General features: G+C 72.5%; 24 protein-coding genes. 11 read left to right on the top strand and 13 right to left on the bottom strand.

Annotated features, from left to right (window positions below; genetic code table 11):
* Positions 1–90 precede the first annotated feature (90 nt).
* Positions 91–1,200, bottom strand: coding sequence for an NAD(P)/FAD-dependent oxidoreductase (locus tag OHA68_RS27045; protein WP_327102757.1), 1,110 nt, complete (start codon positions 1,198–1,200; stop codon positions 91–93).
* 90 nt (positions 1,201–1,290) lie between these two features.
* On the opposite strand from OHA68_RS27045, the gene OHA68_RS27040 reads away from it, so the two are divergent.
* Entirely contained in the window at positions 1,291–1,638 is a 348-nt protein-coding gene (locus OHA68_RS27040; RefSeq protein ID WP_189139654.1) for a winged helix-turn-helix transcriptional regulator, read from the top strand.
* A 28-nt stretch (positions 1,639–1,666) separates the two neighbouring features.
* On the opposite strand, the gene OHA68_RS27035 is transcribed toward OHA68_RS27040, so the two are convergent.
* Genes OHA68_RS27035 through OHA68_RS27025 form a run of 3 tightly spaced genes read right to left on the bottom strand, consistent with a single transcriptional unit; the run spans position 1,667 to position 4,601 of the window.
* Positions 1,667–2,362, bottom strand: coding sequence for a helix-turn-helix transcriptional regulator (locus OHA68_RS27035; RefSeq protein ID WP_189139653.1), 696 nt, complete (start codon positions 2,360–2,362; stop codon positions 1,667–1,669).
* Positions 2,332–3,450 (bottom strand): hypothetical protein, encoded by a 1,119-nt coding sequence (locus OHA68_RS27030; protein ID WP_327102756.1) that lies wholly within the window; start codon positions 3,448–3,450, stop codon positions 2,332–2,334. Before OHA68_RS27030 ends, OHA68_RS27035 begins: the two co-directional genes overlap by 31 nt.
* Positions 3,447–4,601 (bottom strand): sensor histidine kinase, encoded by a 1,155-nt coding sequence (locus OHA68_RS27025; RefSeq protein ID WP_327102755.1) that lies wholly within the window; start codon positions 4,599–4,601, stop codon positions 3,447–3,449. The genes OHA68_RS27030 and OHA68_RS27025 overlap by 4 nt, the downstream gene beginning before the upstream one ends.
* 279 nt (positions 4,602–4,880) lie before the next feature.
* Here OHA68_RS27025 and OHA68_RS27020 point away from each other — a divergent pair, with 279 nt between their 5' ends.
* A complete protein-coding gene (locus tag OHA68_RS27020) occupies positions 4,881–5,639 on the top strand; it encodes a SpoIIE family protein phosphatase (protein WP_327102754.1) in 759 nt (252 codons plus the stop codon).
* Here the strand turns inward: OHA68_RS27020 and OHA68_RS27015 are convergent.
* The 3 genes from OHA68_RS27015 to OHA68_RS27005 all read right to left on the bottom strand — a co-directional run bounded on the left by OHA68_RS27015 (position 5,629) and on the right by OHA68_RS27005 (position 7,200).
* Positions 5,629–6,165 (bottom strand): hypothetical protein, encoded by a 537-nt coding sequence (locus OHA68_RS27015; RefSeq protein WP_327102753.1) that lies wholly within the window; start codon positions 6,163–6,165, stop codon positions 5,629–5,631. The two genes, OHA68_RS27020 and OHA68_RS27015, sit on opposite strands and share 11 nt — an antisense overlap.
* A gap of 63 nt (positions 6,166–6,228) precedes the next feature.
* Complete coding sequence (locus OHA68_RS27010; protein ID WP_327102752.1) at positions 6,229–6,711, bottom strand: DUF4396 domain-containing protein; 483 nt, start codon at positions 6,709–6,711, stop codon at positions 6,229–6,231.
* 66 nt (positions 6,712–6,777) lie between these two features.
* The gene (locus OHA68_RS27005) at positions 6,778–7,200 is read right to left on the bottom strand and encodes a DUF6010 family protein (protein WP_327102750.1); all 423 of its coding nucleotides are present in this window, start codon (positions 7,198–7,200) and stop codon (positions 6,778–6,780) included.
* 187 nt (positions 7,201–7,387) lie between these two features.
* Here OHA68_RS27005 and OHA68_RS27000 point away from each other — a divergent pair, with 187 nt between their 5' ends.
* Positions 7,388–8,338, top strand: a complete 951-nt coding sequence (locus OHA68_RS27000) for a GlxA family transcriptional regulator (protein WP_327102749.1) — start codon at positions 7,388–7,390, stop codon at positions 8,336–8,338.
* Between the two features lie 96 nt (positions 8,339–8,434).
* On the opposite strand, the gene OHA68_RS26995 is transcribed toward OHA68_RS27000, so the two are convergent.
* Positions 8,435–9,025: a TetR/AcrR family transcriptional regulator gene (locus OHA68_RS26995; protein ID WP_327102748.1), complete on the bottom strand. Its 591-nt coding sequence runs from the start codon at positions 9,023–9,025 to the stop codon at positions 8,435–8,437.
* 84 nt (positions 9,026–9,109) lie between these two features.
* Between OHA68_RS26995 and OHA68_RS26990 the strand changes: the two genes are divergently transcribed.
* The gene (locus OHA68_RS26990; RefSeq protein WP_327102747.1) at positions 9,110–10,144 is read left to right on the top strand and encodes a saccharopine dehydrogenase NADP-binding domain-containing protein; all 1,035 of its coding nucleotides are present in this window, start codon (positions 9,110–9,112) and stop codon (positions 10,142–10,144) included.
* A complete protein-coding gene (locus OHA68_RS26985) occupies positions 10,141–11,049 on the top strand; it encodes an NAD(P)H-binding protein (protein WP_327102746.1) in 909 nt (302 codons plus the stop codon). The genes OHA68_RS26990 and OHA68_RS26985 overlap by 4 nt, the downstream gene beginning before the upstream one ends.
* A 49-nt stretch (positions 11,050–11,098) precedes the next feature.
* Here the strand turns inward: OHA68_RS26985 and OHA68_RS26980 are convergent, their stop codons facing one another.
* Positions 11,099–11,845 (bottom strand): helix-turn-helix transcriptional regulator, encoded by a 747-nt coding sequence (locus OHA68_RS26980; protein WP_327102745.1) that lies wholly within the window; start codon positions 11,843–11,845, stop codon positions 11,099–11,101.
* A 146-nt stretch (positions 11,846–11,991) separates the two neighbouring features.
* Here OHA68_RS26980 and OHA68_RS26975 point away from each other — a divergent pair, with 146 nt between their 5' ends.
* On the top strand, positions 11,992–12,342 hold the full coding sequence (locus OHA68_RS26975) for an arsenate reductase family protein (RefSeq protein ID WP_327102744.1): 351 nt from the start codon (positions 11,992–11,994) through the stop codon (positions 12,340–12,342).
* 62 nt (positions 12,343–12,404) lie between these two features.
* On the opposite strand, the gene OHA68_RS26970 is transcribed toward OHA68_RS26975, so the two are convergent.
* Both OHA68_RS26970 and OHA68_RS26965 read right to left on the bottom strand, forming a co-directional pair.
* Complete coding sequence (locus OHA68_RS26970; RefSeq protein ID WP_327102743.1) at positions 12,405–13,685, bottom strand: BtrH N-terminal domain-containing protein; 1,281 nt, start codon at positions 13,683–13,685, stop codon at positions 12,405–12,407.
* Between the two features lie 245 nt (positions 13,686–13,930).
* Positions 13,931–14,347, bottom strand: coding sequence for a hypothetical protein (locus tag OHA68_RS26965; RefSeq protein ID WP_327102742.1), 417 nt, complete (start codon positions 14,345–14,347; stop codon positions 13,931–13,933).
* A 161-nt stretch (positions 14,348–14,508) separates the two neighbouring features.
* On the opposite strand from OHA68_RS26965, the gene OHA68_RS26960 reads away from it, so the two are divergent.
* On the top strand, positions 14,509–15,726 hold the full coding sequence (locus OHA68_RS26960) for an NAD(P)/FAD-dependent oxidoreductase (protein ID WP_327102741.1): 1,218 nt from the start codon (positions 14,509–14,511) through the stop codon (positions 15,724–15,726).
* A 113-nt stretch (positions 15,727–15,839) separates the two neighbouring features.
* Here the strand turns inward: OHA68_RS26960 and OHA68_RS26955 are convergent, their stop codons facing one another.
* On the bottom strand, positions 15,840–16,691 hold the full coding sequence (locus OHA68_RS26955) for a UbiA family prenyltransferase (protein ID WP_327102740.1): 852 nt from the start codon (positions 16,689–16,691) through the stop codon (positions 15,840–15,842).
* A gap of 127 nt (positions 16,692–16,818) precedes the next feature.
* Here OHA68_RS26955 and OHA68_RS26950 point away from each other — a divergent pair, with 127 nt between their 5' ends.
* The 3 genes from OHA68_RS26950 to OHA68_RS26940 are packed head-to-tail and all read left to right on the top strand — an operon-like array spanning position 16,819 to position 19,458.
* A complete protein-coding gene (locus tag OHA68_RS26950; protein WP_327102739.1) occupies positions 16,819–17,907 on the top strand; it encodes a type III polyketide synthase in 1,089 nt (362 codons plus the stop codon).
* Positions 17,908–17,914: 7 nt separating this feature from the next.
* Positions 17,915–18,448 carry an isoprenylcysteine carboxyl methyltransferase family protein gene (locus tag OHA68_RS26945; protein WP_189139635.1) on the top strand — a complete coding sequence of 178 codons (534 nt, stop codon included), beginning with the start codon at positions 17,915–17,917 and terminating at the stop codon, positions 18,446–18,448.
* Positions 18,445–19,458 carry an NAD(P)/FAD-dependent oxidoreductase gene (locus OHA68_RS26940; RefSeq protein ID WP_327102738.1) on the top strand — a complete coding sequence of 338 codons (1,014 nt, stop codon included), beginning with the start codon at positions 18,445–18,447 and terminating at the stop codon, positions 19,456–19,458. Before OHA68_RS26945 ends, OHA68_RS26940 begins: the two co-directional genes overlap by 4 nt.
* Before the next feature lie 119 nt (positions 19,459–19,577).
* On the opposite strand, the gene OHA68_RS26935 is transcribed toward OHA68_RS26940, so the two are convergent.
* Positions 19,578–19,880, bottom strand: coding sequence for a 4a-hydroxytetrahydrobiopterin dehydratase (locus OHA68_RS26935; RefSeq protein WP_189139633.1), 303 nt, complete (start codon positions 19,878–19,880; stop codon positions 19,578–19,580).
* 208 nt (positions 19,881–20,088) lie between these two features.
* Here OHA68_RS26935 and OHA68_RS26930 point away from each other — a divergent pair, with 208 nt between their 5' ends.
* A complete protein-coding gene (locus tag OHA68_RS26930; protein ID WP_327102737.1) occupies positions 20,089–21,480 on the top strand; it encodes an amino acid permease in 1,392 nt (463 codons plus the stop codon).
* Positions 21,481–21,539 lie beyond the last annotated feature (59 nt).

Here is a 21,539-nt window from a genome sequence, read left to right as displayed (position 1 = left end):
TCTTATTAGGGCACGTCGGCAAGCCGCTCCCCCGGAGACAGGTGCGCCTGCCGGGGGCGGCGCGGTCGACCAGCTCCTCTGACCGGTCGGTCAGCCTTTCGCGGGGGCGTCGAACAGCGCGGCGCTGGCCTCGACCAGCATGGCGCGGCCCTTGACGTCGGCCACCACGTTCGGGCCGACGATGTCGTCCTGGCCGGGGAACTGGCCGGCGCCGCCCTCGGGGCCGAGCGGGACGACGAGCAGGGTGGGCCACGGCTCGTAGGCGGCAGGCCCGCCCTCGCCGGTGATCAGCGCACGCAGGTTCGCGGCGACGAGTTCGGCCTGCGCGCCGGCGAAGGCCGCCATGTTGCGGTCGGCGTCGGCGATGTCGCCGATGGCGTACACCCGCTCCTGGCCCCGGACGCGCAGGTGCTCGTCGACCTGGACGTAGCCCTGCGGGTCGCGGGCCTCGGCGAGCGAGCCGCGCAGGTAGTCGGTGTACGGCTTGACGCCGAAGCAGCGGAACCAGACGTCGGCGGTCAGTTTGTCACCCGCCTCGGTGGCGATCGCGATCGGCGCGGCGGTGGCCGGCGGCGCGCTCGGCAGCTCGCGCAGCGCGCTGCCGAGCTTGAGCTCGACGCCGAGCTCGTCGAGCTGACGGCGCAGCTCGTCCCGCAGGGCCTGGTCGTACGGGCCGGGCAGGATGTCGGGCGCCATGTCGGCGATGGTGACGTGCTTGCCGGGGAAGGACGCCTTGATCTCACCGGCGAGTTCGAGTCCGACCGGGCCCGCGCCGACCAGCAGCACCCGCTGGGCGTCCACGATGCTCTGGTGCGCGTCCCGGAACTTGGCCTGGGCCGTCCTGGTGTCCGGGGCGTCGGTCTTGGCGGGGAAGGGATAGAACGACCCGGTGGCCAGGATCAGGTAGTCGGGCTCCAGCTCACGGCCCGAGGCCAGGGTGACCTTCAGCCCGTCGACCGCCACGGCCCGATCGCGCAGGAAGCGCCCTTGGGTCAGCAGCCGGTCGTAGGGCATGAAGATCCGATCGAGCCACTCGGGCTCCACCAGGGCACGCAGCGCCGCGACGTTGTGCATGAAGGCCTCGGTGGGGTCGACGAGCGTCACGTCGGCGACGTCGTCGAGCCCCTTGGCCAGCTTGAGGCCGCCGTATCCGCCACCCAGCACCACGACGGTCGGCCGGTGTCCAGCATGCTTCGCCATCAGTTCTCCTCGCTAGGAATTAACGCGTCGCCAGGCTAATACTATCTACTAGGAAAAACAAAGTGGCGATCCTGCGGCTAGCATGGAAACATGGCCACGCCCAAGCAGATCGAGACGAACGCTTGCGTAAGCGCCGAGGAAGGGCTGACGCGCGCCTTCTCCCTGCTCGGCAAGCGCTGGAGCGGCGTCGTGCTGGGCAGTTTCGGGTCCGGGCCCGCCGGGTTCCGCGAGCTGTCCCGGGCGGTCGGCGGTGTCAGCGACTCGGTGCTGTCGGACCGCCTGTCGGAGCTGACGAGAGCAGGCCTGATCGCGCGGACCGTGGACGAAGGGCCGCCGGTCGCGGTCTCCTACGAGCTGACCGAGGCCGGCCGGGCCCTCCTCCCTGCGCTGCACCAGCTCTCGGCCTGGGCCGAAGAGCACCTGCCCCCGCAGAGCTAGGTCCGCGCAGAGCCAGGTCCGCGCAGAGCTAGGTCCCGGTGCCTGGCTCCGCGGCCAGGGACGTGTAGACGGTCACCTCGTCGGGGCTGATGAGCCCGTCCTGGATGGCGCAGATGAGCAGCTTCTCCTTGGTGGGCGCGGGCCGGCCGGCCGCCGCGTACTTGATCCGGGCCCGGTCGATGTACTGGCGCACGGTCCGCTCCTTGATGCCCATCCGGGCCGCCACCGATGCCTTCGACATCGACTGGAACCAGAACAGCAGCGCCGCCCGCTCCTTGTCCGACAGCTGCGGCCGGTGCGGGCTCTCGTCCGTCGCGATCGCCTGCGCCATCGGCGGCGTCACGCTCGGCCGGTCGGCCGCCACCTCCAGCAGGGTCTCCAGGCAGGACTCCCGCGTGGCCCGCCCCTTGCCGATGAACGCCGAAGCCCCCGCGTCCAGCACCACCCGCACCGTCTCCGGCTCCTCGTGCTCGGAGAAGACGACCACCCGCTGCCCGCCCCCGCACAGCTCGGCGATCCGGTCGATGATCATGGTGCCGTTCAGGTTGAGGTCGAGCAGCAGCACGTCGGCGTCCACCCCCTGGACGGACTCGATGGTGGGCCCGTGCGCGACCAGCTCCACCGGGCCCGGCGGCCGGAACCACGACCTGACGCCGTCCACCACGACCTGGTGGTCCTCCACCAGGGCGACCGTCACCCGCCCTGCCAGATGCTGTTGACCCATACCTCCCCTTCCTGCCGCTGATAGGTGACGACGACCCCGCTGGACTCGTGCACGGGGCTGGTGCTGATGGGCAGGTCGTCGCTGTCGGCGACGACGGCCACGCTCACCATGGCGGACATCGCGGACACAGTGACCCGGGCCCGCGACCTGGCGCCGTCCAGCGCCTGGATCGGCGCTCTGAGCAGATCTTCCCGTACGCCCTGGGGCAGGGCCGGCAGGTTCGCGCCGAACGGCGGCGCCGTCACCAGGACCTTGCGCCGTTCGGCCGCGTCGATCCGCCTGCGCAGCGTCGAGACCAGCTCGTCGGGCAGATCCTCCCGCTCGGTGATGAGGCGGCGCAGGCGCATGGCACCGGCCGTGCAGTCCTCGCGGACGCCGGGATCGCCGGGATCGGCGCCGTCGGCGAGCTGCTCCAGCAGCGACTCCGCGACCTCGCGGATGGCGGCGTAGCGGCGCAGCCGGTCGGCGTGGATGGTCCGGGCCGACGTGCGCCAGGCGTCGTCGGCGGCGAGACTGCGGGCCAGCAGCACGGCGTCCTCCGCGCGGGAGCGCAGGGTGTGGCAGCCCGCCATGTAGCCGAGCTGCAGGGTGGCGCTGCCGGCCATGACCACCAGATACTTGGCGACGGAGACGCGGTCGAGCGTCCCGGTCACGGCCATCGCCGCCAGCATGATGCCCGCGTTCGCGCACAGGAACGCGATCGCCTCGGCCCGCCAGCGCGGCCGGTTCCACAGCAGCACGACGCCGAGCCAGCCCACCGATCCCCAGCCCCAGTCGATCGGGCCGAGCAGGTCCTCGGGGTGGCAGGCCAGGATGACCGCGACGTTCACGGCCAGCGCCGCGACGACGAGCTCGCGTACCCTGGCCGGGCCTCGGGAGTCGCGGGTCAGCGCGAGCGCGGCGATCACCGCGATCGCGGTGTGCACGAGCCAGGCGACGGCCGCCAGCTCCGGCCAGCGGAAGACCGGCCAGCCGGTGACCGTCATCGTGAGGTCATAGCCCAGGTGCCAGGCCACGGTGATCACCAGGGCGCCGATCGCGGTGTAGCGGATGTAGCGCCGCGCCACCTGCTCGATGTCGTCGGTCATGGCCGCCACCACAGGCTCACCCGGGTGCCCCGGCACCCGGAGGAGATCTCCGCGCCGCCGTTGGGCAGGGAGCGCATCGTGTCGAGGATGGAGCCGCGTACGCCGAACCGATCGGCCGGCAACCGGTCCTGGTCGAACCCGCCGCCCTCGTCGGCGACCTCCACCCGGATCTCACCGGCGCGCCGGCACGAGACCAGCTCGGCCTCGCGCACGCCGGCGTGCCGGGCGATGTTCGCCAGCGCCTCGGTGACGGCGCGGGCGAAGCGCTCGGCCACCTCGCCGGGCACCGTCGCCGGGATCAGGCTCCTGCGGACCTCCAGGCCCTTCGCGCGCCCGGCCACCTCCTCCAGCAGGGCGTCCAGGGCGATGGGGGCGGAGTCGGCGCGCGGCCGGTCACGCAGCCGCTCCAGCGCCGACAGGTCCGTGGCCACCTGGGCGCGCAGGGTGGCCGACGGCCCGTCATAGGTGCCCAGACCGACCATCGTCAGCGTGTGCAGCGAGGTCTCGTGGACGCTGCTGACCTGCCTCAGCTCGTCCTCGCGCCGCAGCCGTTCGACCATGAGCTCGATCTGGACGCGCGCGCTCCTGCCGAGGAAAGCGTCGGCCGACGCGGCCGAGCGGCGCAGCAGCGTCATCAGCAGCACGACCGAGGCGATCTGGACGAGATGGATCACCAGGGTGCCGTAGACGTCCTGCGCGGGAGCGGCGAGCCGCATCCCCACGAGGTACGCCCCGGCCACCGTCACCGCGGCGGGGATCGCCACCTTGGGCGTCCAGGAGACCCCGGCCACGACGATGCTCACCGTGACCAGCCCCGCGATCCAGCTCGCCCCGCCTTCGAGCGCCTCCGTCGCCACCAGGTGGCGCTGGGCGAGGCAGAGCACGACGGTGGTGGCCACGTCACCGGCCACCAACCGGCCGCGCAGCGGCAGCCGCCGCCACGCCAGGCGCAGGTACAGGATGGTCCACCCGAGCTCGAGCGCCAGCATGGGCACCAGCCACAGCGCGGAGACCGGCGCGGCCGCGCCCAGCGTCGCGGCGACCACCACCACCAGGCCCGTCACCCCGCGCACGCCCGCGGCGGTGCGCGTGATGGCCGACTCCACCTGCCTGGTCGCCGAGTCGTATCGGGTGGATCCGAGGTGCGTCACGTGCCGCCCGCCCGTGATGAGAGCACAGGAAGGGCATCACGATAGCGCACCTTATGTGTGTGAGCCGGTGGAAATCTCCGGTCGAGTAAGCGGATGGGGTCATGGCTGCATCCCTTGGACCGTCCTTCACACGGCATCCGCCGCATTTCACACCCTGTCCGCCGCGACGGCCGCCCGGCATGACGGTCGATCGGCCGTCAGTCACATCCCCGTGCGGTCGCGTTCACTGGACGCGTGTCGCGCGGACGCGACACCCGCTGTCGCGACAAAGGGGACTTCATGACCTTCATCGTGGTCACGATCCTGGCCAGTTGCCTGTCCGCGATGGCGGTGCACGGCCGACGCCGGAACTGGCCACCCGGCCTGCCGACCACGCGGCCGCGCCTGGTGGCGATGGGCGGCACGTACGAGGGCTCGCACGGCCACCCTTCCGACGCGTACGTCATCCAGGAGCGGCTGATCGCGGCGGCCGACGGCGGCGGCGGTGCGGAGCTCTGCCAGAGCGCCGCGGCCCTGGCCCTGGGGGCCGTGGTCGCCGCCCGGCCGCAGCACCCGGGCAGGCGGGAGGAGGACATGACCGAATGCGCCCAGGTGGCGCACCACGCCGTCCGCACCGCCTCGATGAGCACGCCGACCATGTCCGGCCTGTCCAGCACCCTGGATCTGATCATCCTCGACCCGGGTGAGCGCCCGTGCGTGCGCTACGCGCACGTCGGCGGCGGCGCCATCTGGCACTGTGCGAAGTCCGCGGCGCCCCGGCTGCTCACCACGTCGCACGGCGAGGGCTCGCGCGCGTGCGGGATCGGCCAGGCGTCCGGCCCCAGGCCCCAGGTCGGCACCGTGCCGCTGCGCCCGGGTGACCGCCTCGTCATCGTCACCGACGGCGTGCTCCAGGCCCTCGGCGTCGCGCGGCTGACGGCGCTGATCGCCGAGGGGGCCTCCCCCGCCGTCTGCCTGGACAGGGTGTACGACGAGATGGCGGCCGTCGAGCCGAAGGACGACGCCACGGTGATCATCGCGGACTTCGTCACCGTCTGAGCACGTCGAGCCGCTGGTACAGGCCGTACACGAAACGGGCGCGGTAGGTGGTGTCCTGGTGGGTGAAGTCGACCGCCCAGTGGTGCGGGGCCTGGCCCTCGCTGTGCGCGGCTCCGGGGAAACTCGCCTGGACGTCGGCGACGACGCACCGCCAGGGGGTCAGCTCCTCGAAGGTCAGGGTCACCGGGCCGCCGGGGCGGACGAGCCACTGGTTCCACACCTGGCCGCCGGGGCCGAGCAGGACCTCGTACGCCAACTCCGGCCAGGACGGCAGCGCCCAGCGAAGCACCTCGCAGGTCAGGCTCCCGAACGACTGCGGCCCCCGGTGGGACGGCGGGCCGAGGGCGGCGCGCAGCGGGGCCGGCCCCTTGCGGACGTGCAGGATCCTCGTCCACTGGGTGTGCGCGGCGCGCAACTCGGCCCGGGAGGCGCCGATGGCCTCGATCGCGGCCTCCACCCTTTCGGCGTTGAGGTCGCGCATCCGATGCATCAAGGCCAGCTCGAACTGGCGCACCCCGAATCCCATCCCCCCAGCCTGCCAGCCGGCCCGCCCGCCTGTGCCGGTCCGGCCGGTGCCGGCTCATCGGTGTCAGTGATGGTAGGCGTGGATGACGGCGTGACCCTTGCCCCGGCCGATGATCCACTTGTTGACCGGGGTGGTGACCACGAAGGCCACCGCGAAGGAGACGGCCAGCGCCCCCCAGAACAGCGCCGAGGTCAGCCCGGCCGTCATCGCGCCCGGGATGACCAGCATCACGCCGTTGTCCACGATCTCCATCACGATGATCGACACCGTGTCGGCGGCCAGGGCCAGCTTGACCGCCGAGCCCCAGCCGACTCCGGCCCGGCGCAGCGGGATCAGCGTGAGCAGATAGCCGAACAGGAAGGCCAGGACGACGGCCAGGGCGATCGAGGGTGCGACGGACCAGCCCAGGGCCGTCGCGATCACCAGGCCGAGGACCTCGCCGATGGCGCACCCGGTGAGGCAGTGCAGGGTCGCCGAGGACGCCATCCCCCAGGTCGCCTTGGCGGGCGGGTGGTGCTGGACATGGCCTCCATGGTGCTCGGACATAGCGCACTCCTCTCGTACCAAGCCCTCAACTTATACCCGCAGGGGGTATGAGACAACGAGCGGCCCCTAGGAGGCCGCCCGGTCCGAGCGGGCGCGAGCCAGGCGCGCGCGGAGGTGGTCGGTGACCGAGACGCCGCCGGTGAGGCACCACAGGGCGATCACCGGGTCGCAGATCGCGCAGCCGAAGGAGGAGTCCGCCGCGAAGGGGATGAGCGGGCTGCCGTTCAGGTGGTGCAGGATGTCCCAGCCGGTGTGCAGCAGCCAGCCGATCCCGATGAACGTCCACGACCGCAGGCCGCGGTAGGCGCAGTAGGTGACGGCGGCCGTGAGAGCGAACTCCCAGGGACCGAAACCGCCGCCGCTGCTGAGGTAGGCCGCGCCGGCTCCGGCCAGCATGATCGCGTTGAAGGGGCGCCGGTGCGGTTCACGGATGAGGGACATCAGGAACACGTAGGCGAGGCCGATCAGAATCGGCGCGATGACGGTCATCGTTCGTCCTTGAGGAGTCGTACGGAAAGCGGCCTTTCCGGAGGCTAGCCAGCGCGGCCCCACACTCCTAGTGGCAGTGATGACAACTTCCCCCGGGATCACGCCAACGGCTCCGAACAGGCAGAAGACCTCGCTCGTACGACCTCAGCGGGGCGGCGCGAACCCGGTGGCGCGGTAGGTTTCCGCCATGCACACCGTCGCCGTCCTGGCGTTGGACCAGGTGACCCCGTTCGACCTGGCCACCCCCATCGAGGCCTTCAGCCGCACCCGCCTCCCCGACGGCCGCCCCGGCTACCAGGTCCGCGTCTGCGCCGAGACGCCGGAGGTCGACGCCGGGACGTTCACCCTGCGCGCGCACTGGAGCCTGGACGGCCTCAGGGACGCCGACACGATCATCGTGCCGGGGACGGCCACCCCCGAGTCCCCCCTGCCGCCCGCCGTCGGCGACGCGCTCAGGGCGGCGGCCGCGCACGGCACCCGGATCGCCTCGATCTGCACGGGCACGTTCGCTCTGGCCGCCACCGGGCTGCTCGCCGGCCGGCGCGCCACCACCCACTGGATCGCCGCCGCCCGGCTCGCCGCCGCCTATCCCGACCTCGACGTCGACCCCGACGTGCTGTACGTGGACAACGGGCAGTTCCTCACCTCCGCCGGCGCCGCGGCCGGGCTGGACCTGTGCCTGCACCTGATCCGCCGCGACTACGGCTCGGCCGTCGCCGCCGACGCGGCCCGCCTGTCGGTCATGCCGCTGGAGCGCGAGGGCGGCCAGGCCCAGTTCATCGTCCAGCGGCACCCGCCCACTCCCCGGGGCGCCGCGCTCGAACCGCTGCTCACCTGGATGCGGGACAACCTGTCGCGTGACCTCACCCTGGCCGATCTCGCCGCGTACGCGGGCACCAGCACCCGCACCCTCATCCGGCACTTCCGGGAGCAGACCGGGACGACGCCGCTGCGCTGGCTGCACCTGGCCCGTGTCCGGCAGGCCCAGCACCTGCTGGAGACCACCCGGCACTCGGTGGAACGCATCGGCGCCCAGGTGGGCTTCGGCTCGCTCACCACCTTCCGCGACCACTTCAAACGCACCACCGGCGTCAGCCCGCACACCTACCGCCGCACCTTCCGCGCCTCCGGCGACTGAGAACGCCCCCAGGCGCCGCTTCGCCGCCCTCGGCGCCGGGGCGTCCCCGACGGGCCGGGCTCTCCGACCTTGAACGCCTCCAGCAGGCGGTCCATCTCAGACCTTGAACGCCTCCAGCAGGCGGTCCGCCTCCGCCGCGAGGCCGGGCAGGGCGGCCACCGGGTCGGCGGCACGGGCCAGGAGCATTCCGCCTTCGCACAGGGCGCCGAAGACGAGCTGGGCGCGGGCCGGCAGGTCTCCCTCGGCGAACAGCCCTTCCGCCTGTGCCAGCCGCATGCCGTCGAGCAGGACGCGCAGCGCGTGACCGTACTCGATCTCCCGGACCGTCTCCCAGCCCAGCACGGACGGCCCGTCCAGGATCACGATCTGCCGGAAGCCGGGGTCCAGGCAGTGCTCCAGGAAGGTGCGGCAGCCACGGCGCAGGGCGGCCCAGCCGTCGCTCTGCTCGAAGGCGACCCGTTCCAGGGTGGCGGCGATCTCCTCCTGCTCCCGGACGAACGCCGCCCGGAACAACGCCGTCTTGCCGCCGAAGTGGTGGTAGACGGCTCCCTTGGTCACGCCGGCCGCCGCGGCGACCGCGTCGATCGAGGTGGCGGCGTAGCCGTGGGCGCCGAACAGCCGCTGCGCGGTGGTGATCAGCAGGGCCGTGGTCGCGTCGGAGCGCTCGGCCTGGGTACGGCGGGTCATCGATCCCCCATTGACTTACATACTCGCGGTATGTAACTTCGAAGGGAAGTTACATACCGTCAGTATGAAACCTTGAGGTGAGCCGTGTCATCACCACCCATCGCCGTCTACGGAGCCACCGGCCACACCGGGCGCCTGGTCGCCGCCGAGCTGCGCGCCCGTGGCCGGGAGATCGTCCTGGCCGGTCGTGACGGCGAAGCGCTCAAGGCGCTGGCCGACGAGCTCGGTGGCCTCCCGGTCCACCAGGCCGCCCTGGACGACCCGGAGGCGCTGCGGGCGCTGGCGGCGCGGGCGGCCGTGCTGGTCCACTGCGCCGGCCCCTTCACCGAGACGGGCCGGCCCGTCGCCCGAGCCGCCGCCGAGGCCGGCTGCCACTACGTCGACCACGGCCTGGAGCAGCACCACACCGCCTGGATGTTCGACGCCATGCGCGAGCCGGCCGAGCGCGCGGGCATCGCCATGATCACCGCGATGAGCTTCTACGGCGGGCTGGGCGACCTGCTCGCCTCCGCCGTGGCCGGCGGCCTGACCGGCGTCGACCGGCTGGTGGTCGCCTACGCGGTGACCGGGTGGCGGCTGACCACCGGCGCCAGGAAGACCGCGGAGCTGCTGTTCGCCGACACCCGCCGGATCTCTTACACCGAGGGCGCCTTCCAGGTCGGATACGTCGAGCCGCGCAACGTCGTCTTCCCCTTCCCGCCGCCCCTCGGCCCGCGCACCATGATCGCCCCCCTCCCCTCCTCCGACGTGGTGACCATCCCCCGGCACGTGGCCGTCCGCGAGGTGGAGGCCCAGCTCACCGCGCGTACCTTCGAGGAGGAGCAGGCGTTCACCAGCGAGCACGTCGACGCCGCCACCCGGGCCGGGTCCGAGTTCACCGTCGCCGTCCAGGCGATCACCGCGGACGGGGGCCGCGCCGGGCAGGCCAGTGGGCGCGACCTCTGGCGGGCCAGCGCCGTGGCCTCCGTGGCGGCCGCCGTCCGGCTGGCCGACGGCCGGGGGCCCGAAGGAGGCGGCGTCTTCAGCCCGGCCGAGGCCTTCCCCGCCGAGCCGTACCTGCGCGAGCTTGAACAGCTCGGGCTCTTCACCCTCAGCCTCCCGCGAGGGACGGCGCGATGATCCTGGTCACGGGCGCGGCCGGCGGGCCGCAGGGCTCTACCGGCCGCGCGGTCGCGGGCGCGGCCGGCGGGGCTCAAGGCTCGACCGGCCGCTCGGTCGCGGGCCACCTGCTGGAACGCGGCGAGGCCGTGCGGGCCTTCGTACGCACCGACGACCACCGGGCCGACGAGCTGCGCGGGCTCGGGGCCGAGGTGGTCGTGGGCGACCTGCGCGAGATCTCCTCCGTACGACCGGCCGTGCGCGGGGTGAGCCGGGCCTTCTTCACCTATCCGGTGACGGCCGGCCTGCTGGACGCCACGGGGGCCTTCGCGGCGGCGGCGCGGGAGGAAGGGCTGACGCGCGTGGTCGAGGTGTCCCAGCTGGACGCCTCCCCCGACGCGCTCACCCCGCGGATGCGCCGGCACTGGGTGGCCGAGCAGGTCTTCGACCGGGCCGGGGTGGGCGCGGTGCACCTGCGGGCAGCGGTGTTCTTCGAGAACCTGGCCGTCGTGGCGGCCGCCGCGGGAGACCGCCGTGAGCTGGCCCTGCCGCTGGGCTCCGGGGACACGCTGATCCCGCTCGTCTCGGCGGGCGACGTCGCCAGGGTGGCGGCCGGGCTGCTGCTGGACCCCGGGCCCGCCGACCCGGTGTGCCTGGTGACCGGGCAGATGGCGAGCGTCGGCGAGGCGGCCGACGCCATGGGGGTGAAATACGTCGATCTGCCACCGGCTGAGTGGGAGGCGCGGGCGATGGAGATCTACCGGAACCCGTACACCGTGGAGCACCTGACCCACCTGTGGGCGATCTTCCGCCTCATCGGCACCGGCCACCACCCGCTCTACGGGGTCACCGAAAGCATCGAACGCCTCGGCGGCCGGGCCCCGACGACACTGCGGGAGTTCTTCGGGACCACGCCGAGCCGGTGACCCTGCCGGAGCCGGCCAGGACCGCGCCGGGCCGGGCCGGGCCGGTGACTCAGGCGGTGGAGCTCTCCTGGGCGCCGCCGGGGTGCTCGGCCGGTTGGGGGCCGGCTGTGCCGAGTTCGACGCAGCACGCGCCCGGCCTCGGTGCGAGGGTGGCGTCGAGGGTGGTGGCGCCCAGGCCGTCGAGGACTCCGGCCAGGAAGGCCTGGTTGATCGCGCAGACCAGGCCGGGGTCCCTGGCCGCCATCGGATGGAACGGGCAGTTCTGCAGCCGCATCAGGGTCGAGGTGGCGCGCTCGGGCTCGAAGCCGTGCCGTTCGAGCAGTTGCCCGGCGCAGGTCAGCGCCCGCTCCGCGCCGAGCCGTCCGGGCTTGAGCTGGTCACGCTCGGCCCGGCCGAGGTCGCGGCCACGCTCGGCGGCCACCCGCAGCGCGGCGTCCCGGGCGCTCTCCGCCGGACTCTGCGCGCGTACGGCCTGCAGCAGGATGTCGGCGAGCAGGCCGTGCTCGCGCGGCGGGATGCTGACCTGGACATGGAGATCGGTGGGTTCGTACACCTTGGGGGCGCGCCCCACCCGGCGCAGCCCGGCCGGCTGGGCATAACCCGCTGACAGCAGGCCCACGTCGACGAGCTTGTCGAGGTGGAAGGCGGCGAGCTTGCGGGAGATGCCGACGCTCTGCGCCGCCTCGTCCCGCGTCACCGGCCGGCCCGAGCGCCGGATGAAGTCGTACATGCGGCGGCGCAGGTCGTCGCTGAGCGCCGCGACGGCTTCGATGGGAGAGACGTCATCCTGGGCCATACCATCGAGGTTAACACCCATTGTCATGGGCCGAACGGGCTTTCACCCCTTGACCATTGACGGGCTCCTCTGGTTTAACTAAAACTTGTTAGCGGAATAAGGTGCCGTCGACGACCCTCGGCGGGATGTGAGGAAGCATGGGGTCCATGGAGATCTGGATCAACCCGGACTGCTCGAAATGCCGCTCCGCCCTGTCGATTCTCGACGCCGAGGCCGCCGACTACACCGTGCGCCGCTACCTGGACGACCCGCCGGCCGCGAGCGAGATCCGCGAGGTCCTCGCCCGGCTCGGCCTCGAACCGTGGGACATCACCCGGACCGGCGAGCCCAGAGCCGCCGAGCTCGGCATCGGCACCTGGCCGCGCGACGACCGCGACCGCTGGATCGAGGCACTGGCGGCCAACCCGGTGCTGATCCAGCGGCCGATCATCACGGCCGACGACGGGAGCGCGGTGATCGGACGCAGCGAAGAAGCCGTACGCTCCACGCTCCTCTGAAGCCGGCTATCCGGTCAGCGTCCTGAAGCCGGTCATCCGGTCAGCTTCACGAGCCTCGCCGGTCAACCGGTCAGGGTCGCGAGTCTTGCGATGGCGGAGCGCTCGGCTTCGTAGATGGCGTTCACCCGCTTGCCCAGGTCGGTCAGGAGCGCGGTCGCGTCGCCGCCGGGGAAGGACTCGTCCGCGGCGGCGCGTACCTGCCACAGCGTGGCGGCGGTCCGCGCCGACTGCTCGACGCCCGCGCTGCCCTCCTCCATGACGCTCTGTTTGATCGCCGCCGTCAGGTCGCGGATCCGGGCGAACTCCGGGACGTCCGCGGGCAGCGCCGCCTCGGCCAGGTCGTGCCAGAGCGCGTGGACCTGCCGGAACTCCCCGGCCACCGCCGCCAGGCCCGGCTCGGCCAGCAGGACGGCGGCCTCGTCCAGCCCGTCGGCGAACAGATCGCGCTGGTTGCCCCCTTCCATGCCCACCGGCTCGGCGCCCTCCCAGATGGACAGCAGGGCGCCGGCCAGGCTCCGCCCGTCGGAGAAGACGTTCGGCCACCCCTTGGCGTGGCGGGTGTCGGTGAGCATCCGGGCCCACTTGCGCCACGCCGGCAAGGAGAACGACTCCGACGCCGACGACAGGTGCTCCGCGCAGTCGCGCAGCCCTTCCCGCGCGGCGCTCGCGAGCGCCGCCTCCCCCAGCACGGCCTCACCCAGCACATGCGTCACGTTCTTGTACGTTCCGACCCGCGCCCGCGCCGCGTCGAGCCGGTCCTGCGGGACGCGGATCGTCGCGTGTCCACGGTCGTCGAGGTAGACCCCGCCCTCGTCGCGCCGGTAGGCCACCACGGGATGACCGCCGTGCCCGTCCAGGGTGGCGGGCAGCCCCCAGTAGCCGAGGTGGTGGCGGTCCGGCAGAATCACGCACGGCCGCCCCGCGTCCAGCTCCCCGGCGAGCTTGGCGCTCGCGGCCCGGACCCCGCCCGTGGTGTGCTGCTCGAACGGCACGCCGAGGCGGGTGAGGGTCTTGTCCATGGAGCGGTGGTGATACTGCCACTGGTTGCGGAACCCCATGACCACGTGCCGGCTCTGATCGTGCTTGAACTCCCAGAGGATGTAGCCGGCGCCGATGCCGCCGCCCGCCAGGAACACCAGCGGCTCGCTGACGTCCGCGCCCTGGTTGACGAGGATGGCGGTGATGGCGGCGCTGGCGGGACAGCGGCCCCCGGTGAAACGCCAGCCGGCGTCCGACCGCGCCTCGGCCGGGCCGGCGATGTGGTGACGGGCCGTGGTGTAGCTTTCGCCCGTCTTGGCCATCCGCTCACGGATGCGGACCTTGAGCTGCTTCTTGCCGGTCATGCGACTCTCCTCGCGGCCATCGCCCAGGGCCCGGCCCACGCCCGCGGTCCTCGGCGGCCACGTGAGATCGCCGACGTGCGGAACTCCTGCGCTCGAGGCTCATACGTCCCCTTTGCCTCCGCGTGCGGCGGGTCGCGTGGGGACCCGCTCTGGAGGTTAGGCGGGAGAACAACCGCCAGGAAACGGATGATAGTACACAGCAGCGGCGGCTGCCCTGGAGCAACCGCCGCTGGTGACATCTGTGTCTAGTAGATGCGGTACTTCTTGCCGCAGTTGTCGAACTTGCCGGCCCAGCAGGTGTAGGTGTAGACCTTGCCGATCCCGTGGCCGCTCCAGGCGCCGGTCTTCTTGCCGTCCCAGGCGTGGTTGAACTTGCGCCAGTGGCCGTCCTGGTAGACCTCGAACCACACCCAGCCCTTCTTGCCACCGAACTTGTCCACCCCGTACCACTTCGTGAACACCTTGCCGTAGCTCTCCCAGGTCTTGCCGTAGGTGTACGCCTTGCGGTCGCTGGAGAAGAACTTGCCCCACTTGACGATGGTGGCGGTGGAGGCGGTCGTGGTGGTGGCGGTCTGCGTGGCGGCCTGAGCCGCCGGAGCCACGGCGAGACCGGTGACGGCCATCGAACCGGCCAGAGCCGCGATCGCGAGGGTCTTACGCATTTCGGGTTCCTCCCCCAGTAGGTGCTGCCGGTTTGTCCGACACCACGGAGATTACGAGCGTTCGACCTGGCGATCTGCGCACTAGTCCACACACCGGACGTGCACTACTCCACACAGCGAGAAAGCGTTTCCCCGACACCGGCGGTGGCACATTTCTTGCCATGGATGACTCCAGGGGTGACGGCGGCGATCGGGACTCAGGCGTTCAGGAACAGGACCTTCGGGAGCAGGACGTATGGGATCTGGTGGTCGTGGGGGGCGGGCCGGCGGGGGCGGCGGCGGCGCTCGGCGCGGTGCGGATGCGGCCCGGCCTGCGCGTGCTGCTGCTGGACAAGGCGGACTTCCCGCGTGACAAGGCCTGCGGCGACGGCATCGCCGCGCACGGGCGTGACGAGCTGGCCAAGCTGGGCGTCCCCGATCTGATCGACGACTACCGGCCCACGCCCCGCCTGTCGGTCGTCTCCCCCAGCGGAGTCCGGGTCTCGGCCGACGTCGCGCGGCCCAACCACGTGGTGCCCCGGATGGTGTTCGACGCCCGGCTGGTGGAGGCCGCGCGGGCCGCCGGCGTGCGGGTGCGCCGCCACCGCGTCAGGACGCTCGACCTCGGCGGGCCGGTGGTCGTCATCGACGGCCGGTACCGGGCCCGCGCCGTGGTCGCCGCCGACGGCGCGAACTCCGCCGTACGACGGCTGATCGGACTGCCGGTCACCGCCTCCCGGCACACCGCCATCGCCGTCCGGGGCTACGCCGACGTGCCGGCGGACGACGACGTCCAGTTGATCGCCATGCAGAAGGCCGGCTGGCCGGCTTACGCGTGGTCGTTCCCGATCGGCGACGGCACCGCCAACGTCGGCTTCGGGATGCTGCTGCCCCGGCTGCACGCCACCGGCGCCCCCGGACGGCAGGTGCTGCACGGCAGGCTCGCCGAGCTGCTGCCCGACCGGCCCGCCCGCGACCTGCGCGCCCACCACCTGCCGCTGTCCACCGGCCGGCCGAGTCCCGGGGCGGGGCGGGTGATGCTCGCGGGGGACGCGGCGAGCCTGATCAACCCGCTGACCGGCGAGGGCATCTACTACGCGCTGCTTTCGGGGCGGCTCGCCGGGGAGTCCGCCGTCGAAGCGCCGGGCGACCCCCTCCCGCTCTACCGGCGCAAGCTCCGGCGGGCGCTCGGCCGGCACCTGCGCACCACCGACGTGCTCGCCCGGCTGGCGCAGTCGACCGGCTTCATCGACGCCGCGATCGGCACCGCCGTACACCGCAAGGAGGTTTTCGACCTGCTGGTGGAGGTGGGACTGGGCTCCGGTACGGTGCCGCCGCCGCTGGCCCTCGCGGTGGGCGCGCGCTGGCTGCGCGACACCCTGGGCGGCAAAGGACGCTGAAAGCCGCCTCATCGGTGAACGAGGGACTGTACGCGGGCTGCGTCGTCGGTGAACGAGAGGCCCGTACGCGAGCCGCGTCATCAGTAGAACGAGAGGCCCGTACGCAAGCCGGGTCAGGCGGTGAGTGAGGCGCCGTTGGCCAGGAGGAGGGTGACGTCCACGCCCGCCACGGCGATGGCCGTACCGAAGGGAAGGCGGGAAGACCCGCCCGCGAGCAGGCCCGTGGCCGTGAGGGCGCAGGCGGCGGCCAGCGCGGTCCAGCCCGCCCACCCCGGCGGCGCGTGGCCGAAGACGAGCAGGCAGGTCGCGGCCAGCAGGGGCACGGGGATCAGCGCGCGTACGGTGGCCGCGCCGAGCCGCTGCGGCAGCCCGCGCACGCCGGTGGCCAGATCCCCCTCGATGTCGGGCAGCACGTTGGCCAGATGCGCGCCGACGCCCAGCAGCGCCGCGGCCAGGACCGCCCACCACGCGGGCCACGGCGCGCCCGGCAGCCCCAGCGTCACGAAGGGAGGCAGGCTGCCGAACCCGATCGCGTACGGCGCCCACGACAGCACGGTGCCCTTCAGCCCGAAGTCGTACGCCCAGGCCGCCAGCACCCCCGCGAGGTGGACGGCGCCCGCCCGCGGGCCGGAGGCGAGGGACAGCGGCACGCAGCACGCCAGCGCGACCACCGCGGCGATCCAGACGGCGCGCGCGCTCACCGTGCCGTCCACGATCGGCTTGCCGGCGCGGCCCGCCGTGGCGTCGCGGCGGGCGTCGACGGCGTCGTTGCACCAGCCGATCGACAACTGGCCGGCCAGGACGGCGGCGGCCACCAGGACGCAGCCGGCGGCGTCCCGCCCGGCGACCACGGCCAGCGCGGTGACCAGGGCGGTGACGGCCACGGTCGGGCCGGGATGGCAGGCGCGCGCCAGCCCGCTCAGGGTGCGGGCCCACGTGGCGGGCGGCTGTCCGGTGTCGGTCACAGGCTCGATCGTAGGCGGGACAGGGGTTCGCGAGAATTACTCACCTGGCCGCCGTGGCTTAACGGACCTTGCCGGTGGGAAGCGTGCGGGGAGTGAGAGTTATCGGCTAACTGCACCGGGAGCCTCCATGACCCACATCGCCGCAGTCCGCTGCGCGTTCCCTCCTCATAGATACGCGCAGTCCGAGCTCACCGACATGGCTGCGCGCGTGTGCCTACCGGAGAACGCCGACCGGCGACTGCTGGACCGCCTGCACGGCAGCGCCCGCGTGGACTTCCGCAACCTCGCCCTGCCGATCGAGGAGTACGAGAAGCTGACCGGCTTCGGCGCGGCCAACGACGCCTTCGTCTCCACCGCGGTCGAGCTGGGCCGCGAGAGTGTCAGTGCCGCGCTGAAGGCCGCCAGGCTGACGCCCGGGGACGTCGACCTGATCATGTTCACCTCGGTGACGGGCATCGCCGCGCCGTCGATCGACGCCCGGCTGGTCGCGGAGCTGGGCCTGCGGCCGGACGTCAAACGGCTGCCGATCTTCGGCCTGGGCTGTGTGGCGGGCGCGGCGGGGATCGCCAGGATGCACGACTATCTACGGGGCTGGCCCGATCATGTGGCGGTGCTGCTGTCGGTGGAGCTGTGCTCGCTGACCGTGCAGCGCGGCGACTCCTCACCGGCCGGTCTGGTCGCCAGCGCGCTGTTCGGCGACGGCTCCGCGGCCGTGGTGTTCGCCGGCGACGACCGCGGCCCGGCGAGCCCGGCGAGCCCGGCGGGCCCGGCGAGCCCGGCGGGCCCGGCGGTGGTGGCCACCCGCAGCCATCTCTATCCCGGCTCCGAACACGTCATGGGCTGGCAGGTCGGGGACGGCGGATTCCGGGTGCTGCTGGACGCGAGCGTCCCCGCGGTCGTGCGACAGTATCTCGCTCAGGACGTGCACGACTTCCTGACCGACCACGGCGTGACGAAGGAGGAGATATCGGCATGGGTGTGCCATCCCGGCGGCCCGAAGGTCCTCGAAGCCGTGTCGGAGGTGCTCGACCTGCCGGCGGGAGCGTTGGACGTGACCTGGCGCTCGCTCGCCGCCCACGGCAACCTGTCCTCGTCGTCCGTCCTGCACGTGCTGAGCGAGACGCTGGCCACGCGCAGGCCCGAACCCAGCACCTGGGGGCTGCTCATCGCGATGGGCCCCGGTTTCTGCTCCGAACTCGTCCTCCTGCGCTGGTGACCGCCTGATGACCTGGTATCTCGTCCTCATCCTGCTCGTCGGCCTCGAACGCCTGGCCGAGCTCGTCGTCGCCCGCCGCAACGCCGCGTGGAGCCTGGCGCGCGGCGGCATACTGACCGGCCAGGGCCACTATCCCTGGATGGTGGCGCTGCACACCGGCCTGCTCGTCTGCGCGCCGCTGGAGGTCGCACTCGCCGACCGGCCGTTCCTGCCCGTGCTCGGCTGGCCGATGCTCGCCCTGGTGGTCGCCGCCCAGGCGCTGCGCTGGTGGTGCATCACCACGCTCGGGCCGCAGTGGAACACCCAGGTGATCGTGGTGCCCGGCCTGCCGCTGGTGACCGGCGGCCCCTACCGGCTGACCTGGCTGCGCCACCCCAACTACGTGGCGGTGGCTGTGGAGGGGCTGGCGCTGCCGCTGGTCCACACGGCCTGGGTCACCGCGCTGGCGTTCACGGTGCTGAACGCCGCGCTGATGGTCGTACGGATCCGCTGCGAGAACGACGCGCTCACCCTGGCGGCGGAACGGCCGTCGACCACGTGATCGACGTGCTCGTCGCGGGAGGCGGGCCCGCCGGTCTGGCGACCGCCATCCACGCGGCACTGGCCGGGATGGAGGCGGTCGTCGTCGAGCCGCGCGCCACCCCCGTGGACAAGGCGTGCGGCGAAGGGGTCATGCCCGGCGGCGTCGCGGCGCTGGCGGCGATGGGGGTGACGGTGCCGGGCCACCCGCTGCGCGGCATCCACTATCTCGACGCCAGGCGCGAGGCGCGGGCCACCTTCCACCGCGCCACCGGCCTGGGCGTACGGCGCACGCTCCTGCACGCCGCGCTCGCCCAGCGCGCCGCCGAGCTCGGCGTCAAGACGATCACCGGCCGGATCACCGAGGTGGCCCAGGACGGCGACGGCGTGCGGGCCGCCGGGCTGCGGGCGCGCTGGCTGGTCGCCGCCGACGGCCTGCACTCGCCGCTGCGCCGCTCACTCGGGCTCGACCTGCCCGCGCGCGGCGTGCGCCGGTACGGCCAGCGCCGGCACTATCGGATGACGCCGTGGACCGACTTCGTCGAGGTGCACTGGTCGGGCGGCGGCGAGGCGTACGTCACGCCGGTGGGCCATGACCTGGTCGGGGTGGCGATCCTGAGCTCGGGGCGGCGCGGTTTCGAGGAGCACCTGAGCGCGTTCCCCGGCCTGGTCGAGCGGCTGCGCGGCCCGGCCGTCACCCCCGTGCGGGGCGCCGGTCCGCTGCGCCAGCACGTCCGGGCCCGCCGCTCGGGGCGGGTCCTGCTGGTGGGGGACGCCGCCGGGTACGTCGACGCGCTCACCGGCGAGGGGATCTCGCTCGCGGTGCGTTCGGCGGAGATCCTGACCCGGTGCCTGCGCGAGGATCGGCCGCAGGACTACGAGGGCGCCTGGCTGCGACTGTCGCGGACCCACCGGCTGCTCACGGGCGCACTGGTACAGGCCGCCCGCCGTCCCGGCACGGCCCGCCTGGTGGTCCCCGCGGCCCGCGCCCTCCCCCGCTTGTTCACCTCCATCGTCCGGATGCTGGCCTAGCCGAAGTCGCCGGGAAGCGGGCCTGGCCGAGGTCGCCGGGAAGCGGGCCTGAACGAAGATTCCGTTGCCAGGAAGCCGGCCTGATCGGCGCCGCCACCGACCGGAAGCCGGGCGTCCGGTCAGCCTCGGTCCCGTACGGCTCCGTCGACGACCTGGTCGATGTGTGCGGCCAGTTCGACGTCCTTGGCCGTCACCCCGCCCGCGCTGTGCGTGGACAGCCGGAAGCGGATGCCCTGCTCGGTGCGCTCGATGTCGGGATGGTGGTCCAGGGCCTTCGCCTCGTTCAGCACCGCCTTGCTCAGCCAGTCGAAGTTGGCCGGGATGATCGGGATGTCTCTGCGCAGGGTGTCGCCGTCTCGGTGCCAGCCCTCCAGGGCCACCAGCGCGGTGTCGATCTCGTTGTCGGTCAGCAGCTCGGCCATGGCGTCCCCCTCCCCCAGTGTCGGTGTCGCGTCTCGGTGTCGCCGTTCTCGCTGACGGCTACCACCGCTGGCGGGTTTCACACGTGCGGCCCCCGCCGGAGCCCGGGTTCGGTCATGGGTCCCGCTCCCCCGGCGGGCCGCCGCTTAGGACCTGCGCAGATGGGAAAGTGCCTGGTCTGGGGCTCGAACGGGGTGATCGGGGGCTGTGGTGGCTTCGACTCGGGGCGTGTTCCGCCGTAAGCCGGTGGAGCAGATCGCGGCAGAGCACGAGGGCGAGCTGGAGCGGACCCTGGGGCTGTGGCAGCTCACCGCGATCGGCGTCGGCGGCATCATCGGCGCGGGCATCTTCGCCCTGGCGGGCGCGGTGGCCAACGAGACGGCGGGGCCGGCCGTGCTGGTGTCGTTCCTCATCGCGGGGGTGGCGAGCGCCGCGGCGGCCATGTCGTACGCCGAGTTCGCCGGCATGATCCCGAAGGCCGGGTCCGCCTACACCTACGGCTACGCGGTCCTCGGGGAGATCGTGGGCTGGTTCATCGGCTGGGACCTCCTGCTGGAGTACACCGCCATCGTCGCGGTCGTGGCCATCGGCATCTCCGGCTACTTCGGCTTCCTCGTCCAGGAGCTGGGTTTCGCGCTGCCCGCCTGGATGCTCGGCGCGCCGGGCACCGGCCCGGGGCGGGTGGTGGACCTGTTCGCGGTGCTGTTGTGCCTGCTGATCGCCTTCCTGCTGAACCAGGGCATCCGGACGGCGGCCAGGTTCGAGACCATCGTGGTCGCCGTCAAGGTCGCGGTGGTGCTCCTGGTCATCGTGGTCGGGTTCTTCCACATCAACACGGCCAACTACACGCCGTTCTTCCCCTTCGGCATCGGCGGCGCGATCACCGGCGCGGCCACGGTGTTCTTCGCCGTCTTCGGCTACGACGCGATGAGCACCGCCGCGGAGGAGTCCAAGGACGCCATGCGGCACATGCCCAGGGCGATCATCTACTCCCTGATCATCTCGATGATCCTGTACGTGCTCGCCACGCTGGTGCTCACCGGCATGCAGAACTACCGGGAGATCGACCCCGAGAGCGGCTTCTCCTCGGCCTTCGCGTCGGTCGGGCTGTCGGGGCTGGCCTCGGTGATCGCGGTGGGCGCCATCATCGGCATCCTGACCGTGATGTTCACGTTCATGCTCGGGGTGACCCGGGTCTGGTTCGCCATGAGCCGGGACGGGCTGCTGCCGCAGTGGTTCGCCAAGCTGCACCCGGTACGGCGGGTGCCCACCCGCGTCACCTGGATCGTCGGCGTCGCCTCGGCGGTGATCGCCGGGTTCCTGCCCATCCGGGAGGCCGCCGAGCTGACCAACATCGGGATCCTGCTGGCCTTCGTGGTGGTGTGCATCGCCGTGATCGTGCTCCGCTACCGTCAGCCGGACCTCCCCCGGCAGTTCCGTACGCCGGGGATGCCGTTCGTGCCGGCCGTCGGGGTGCTGTTCTCGCTCTGGCTGATCTCCTTCCTGTCCCCGCACACCTGGCTGCGCTTCGCCGTCTGGTTCGTCCTGGGGCTGATCATCTACTTCGCCTACAGCCGCCACCGCTCGCTGCTCAACCGGTGACCTCGGCCGAACCGCTGCACGAGGCGAGCACGGACGGATAGTGTCACTCCGGACACGAG

It is taken from the genome of Nonomuraea glycinis (assembly GCF_035920485.1).
GTDB lineage: Bacteria > Actinomycetota > Actinomycetes > Streptosporangiales > Streptosporangiaceae > Nonomuraea > Nonomuraea glycinis.
Note: the sequence above shows the minus strand (reverse complement) of the source record. Positions and strands in the feature narration are given on the sequence as shown.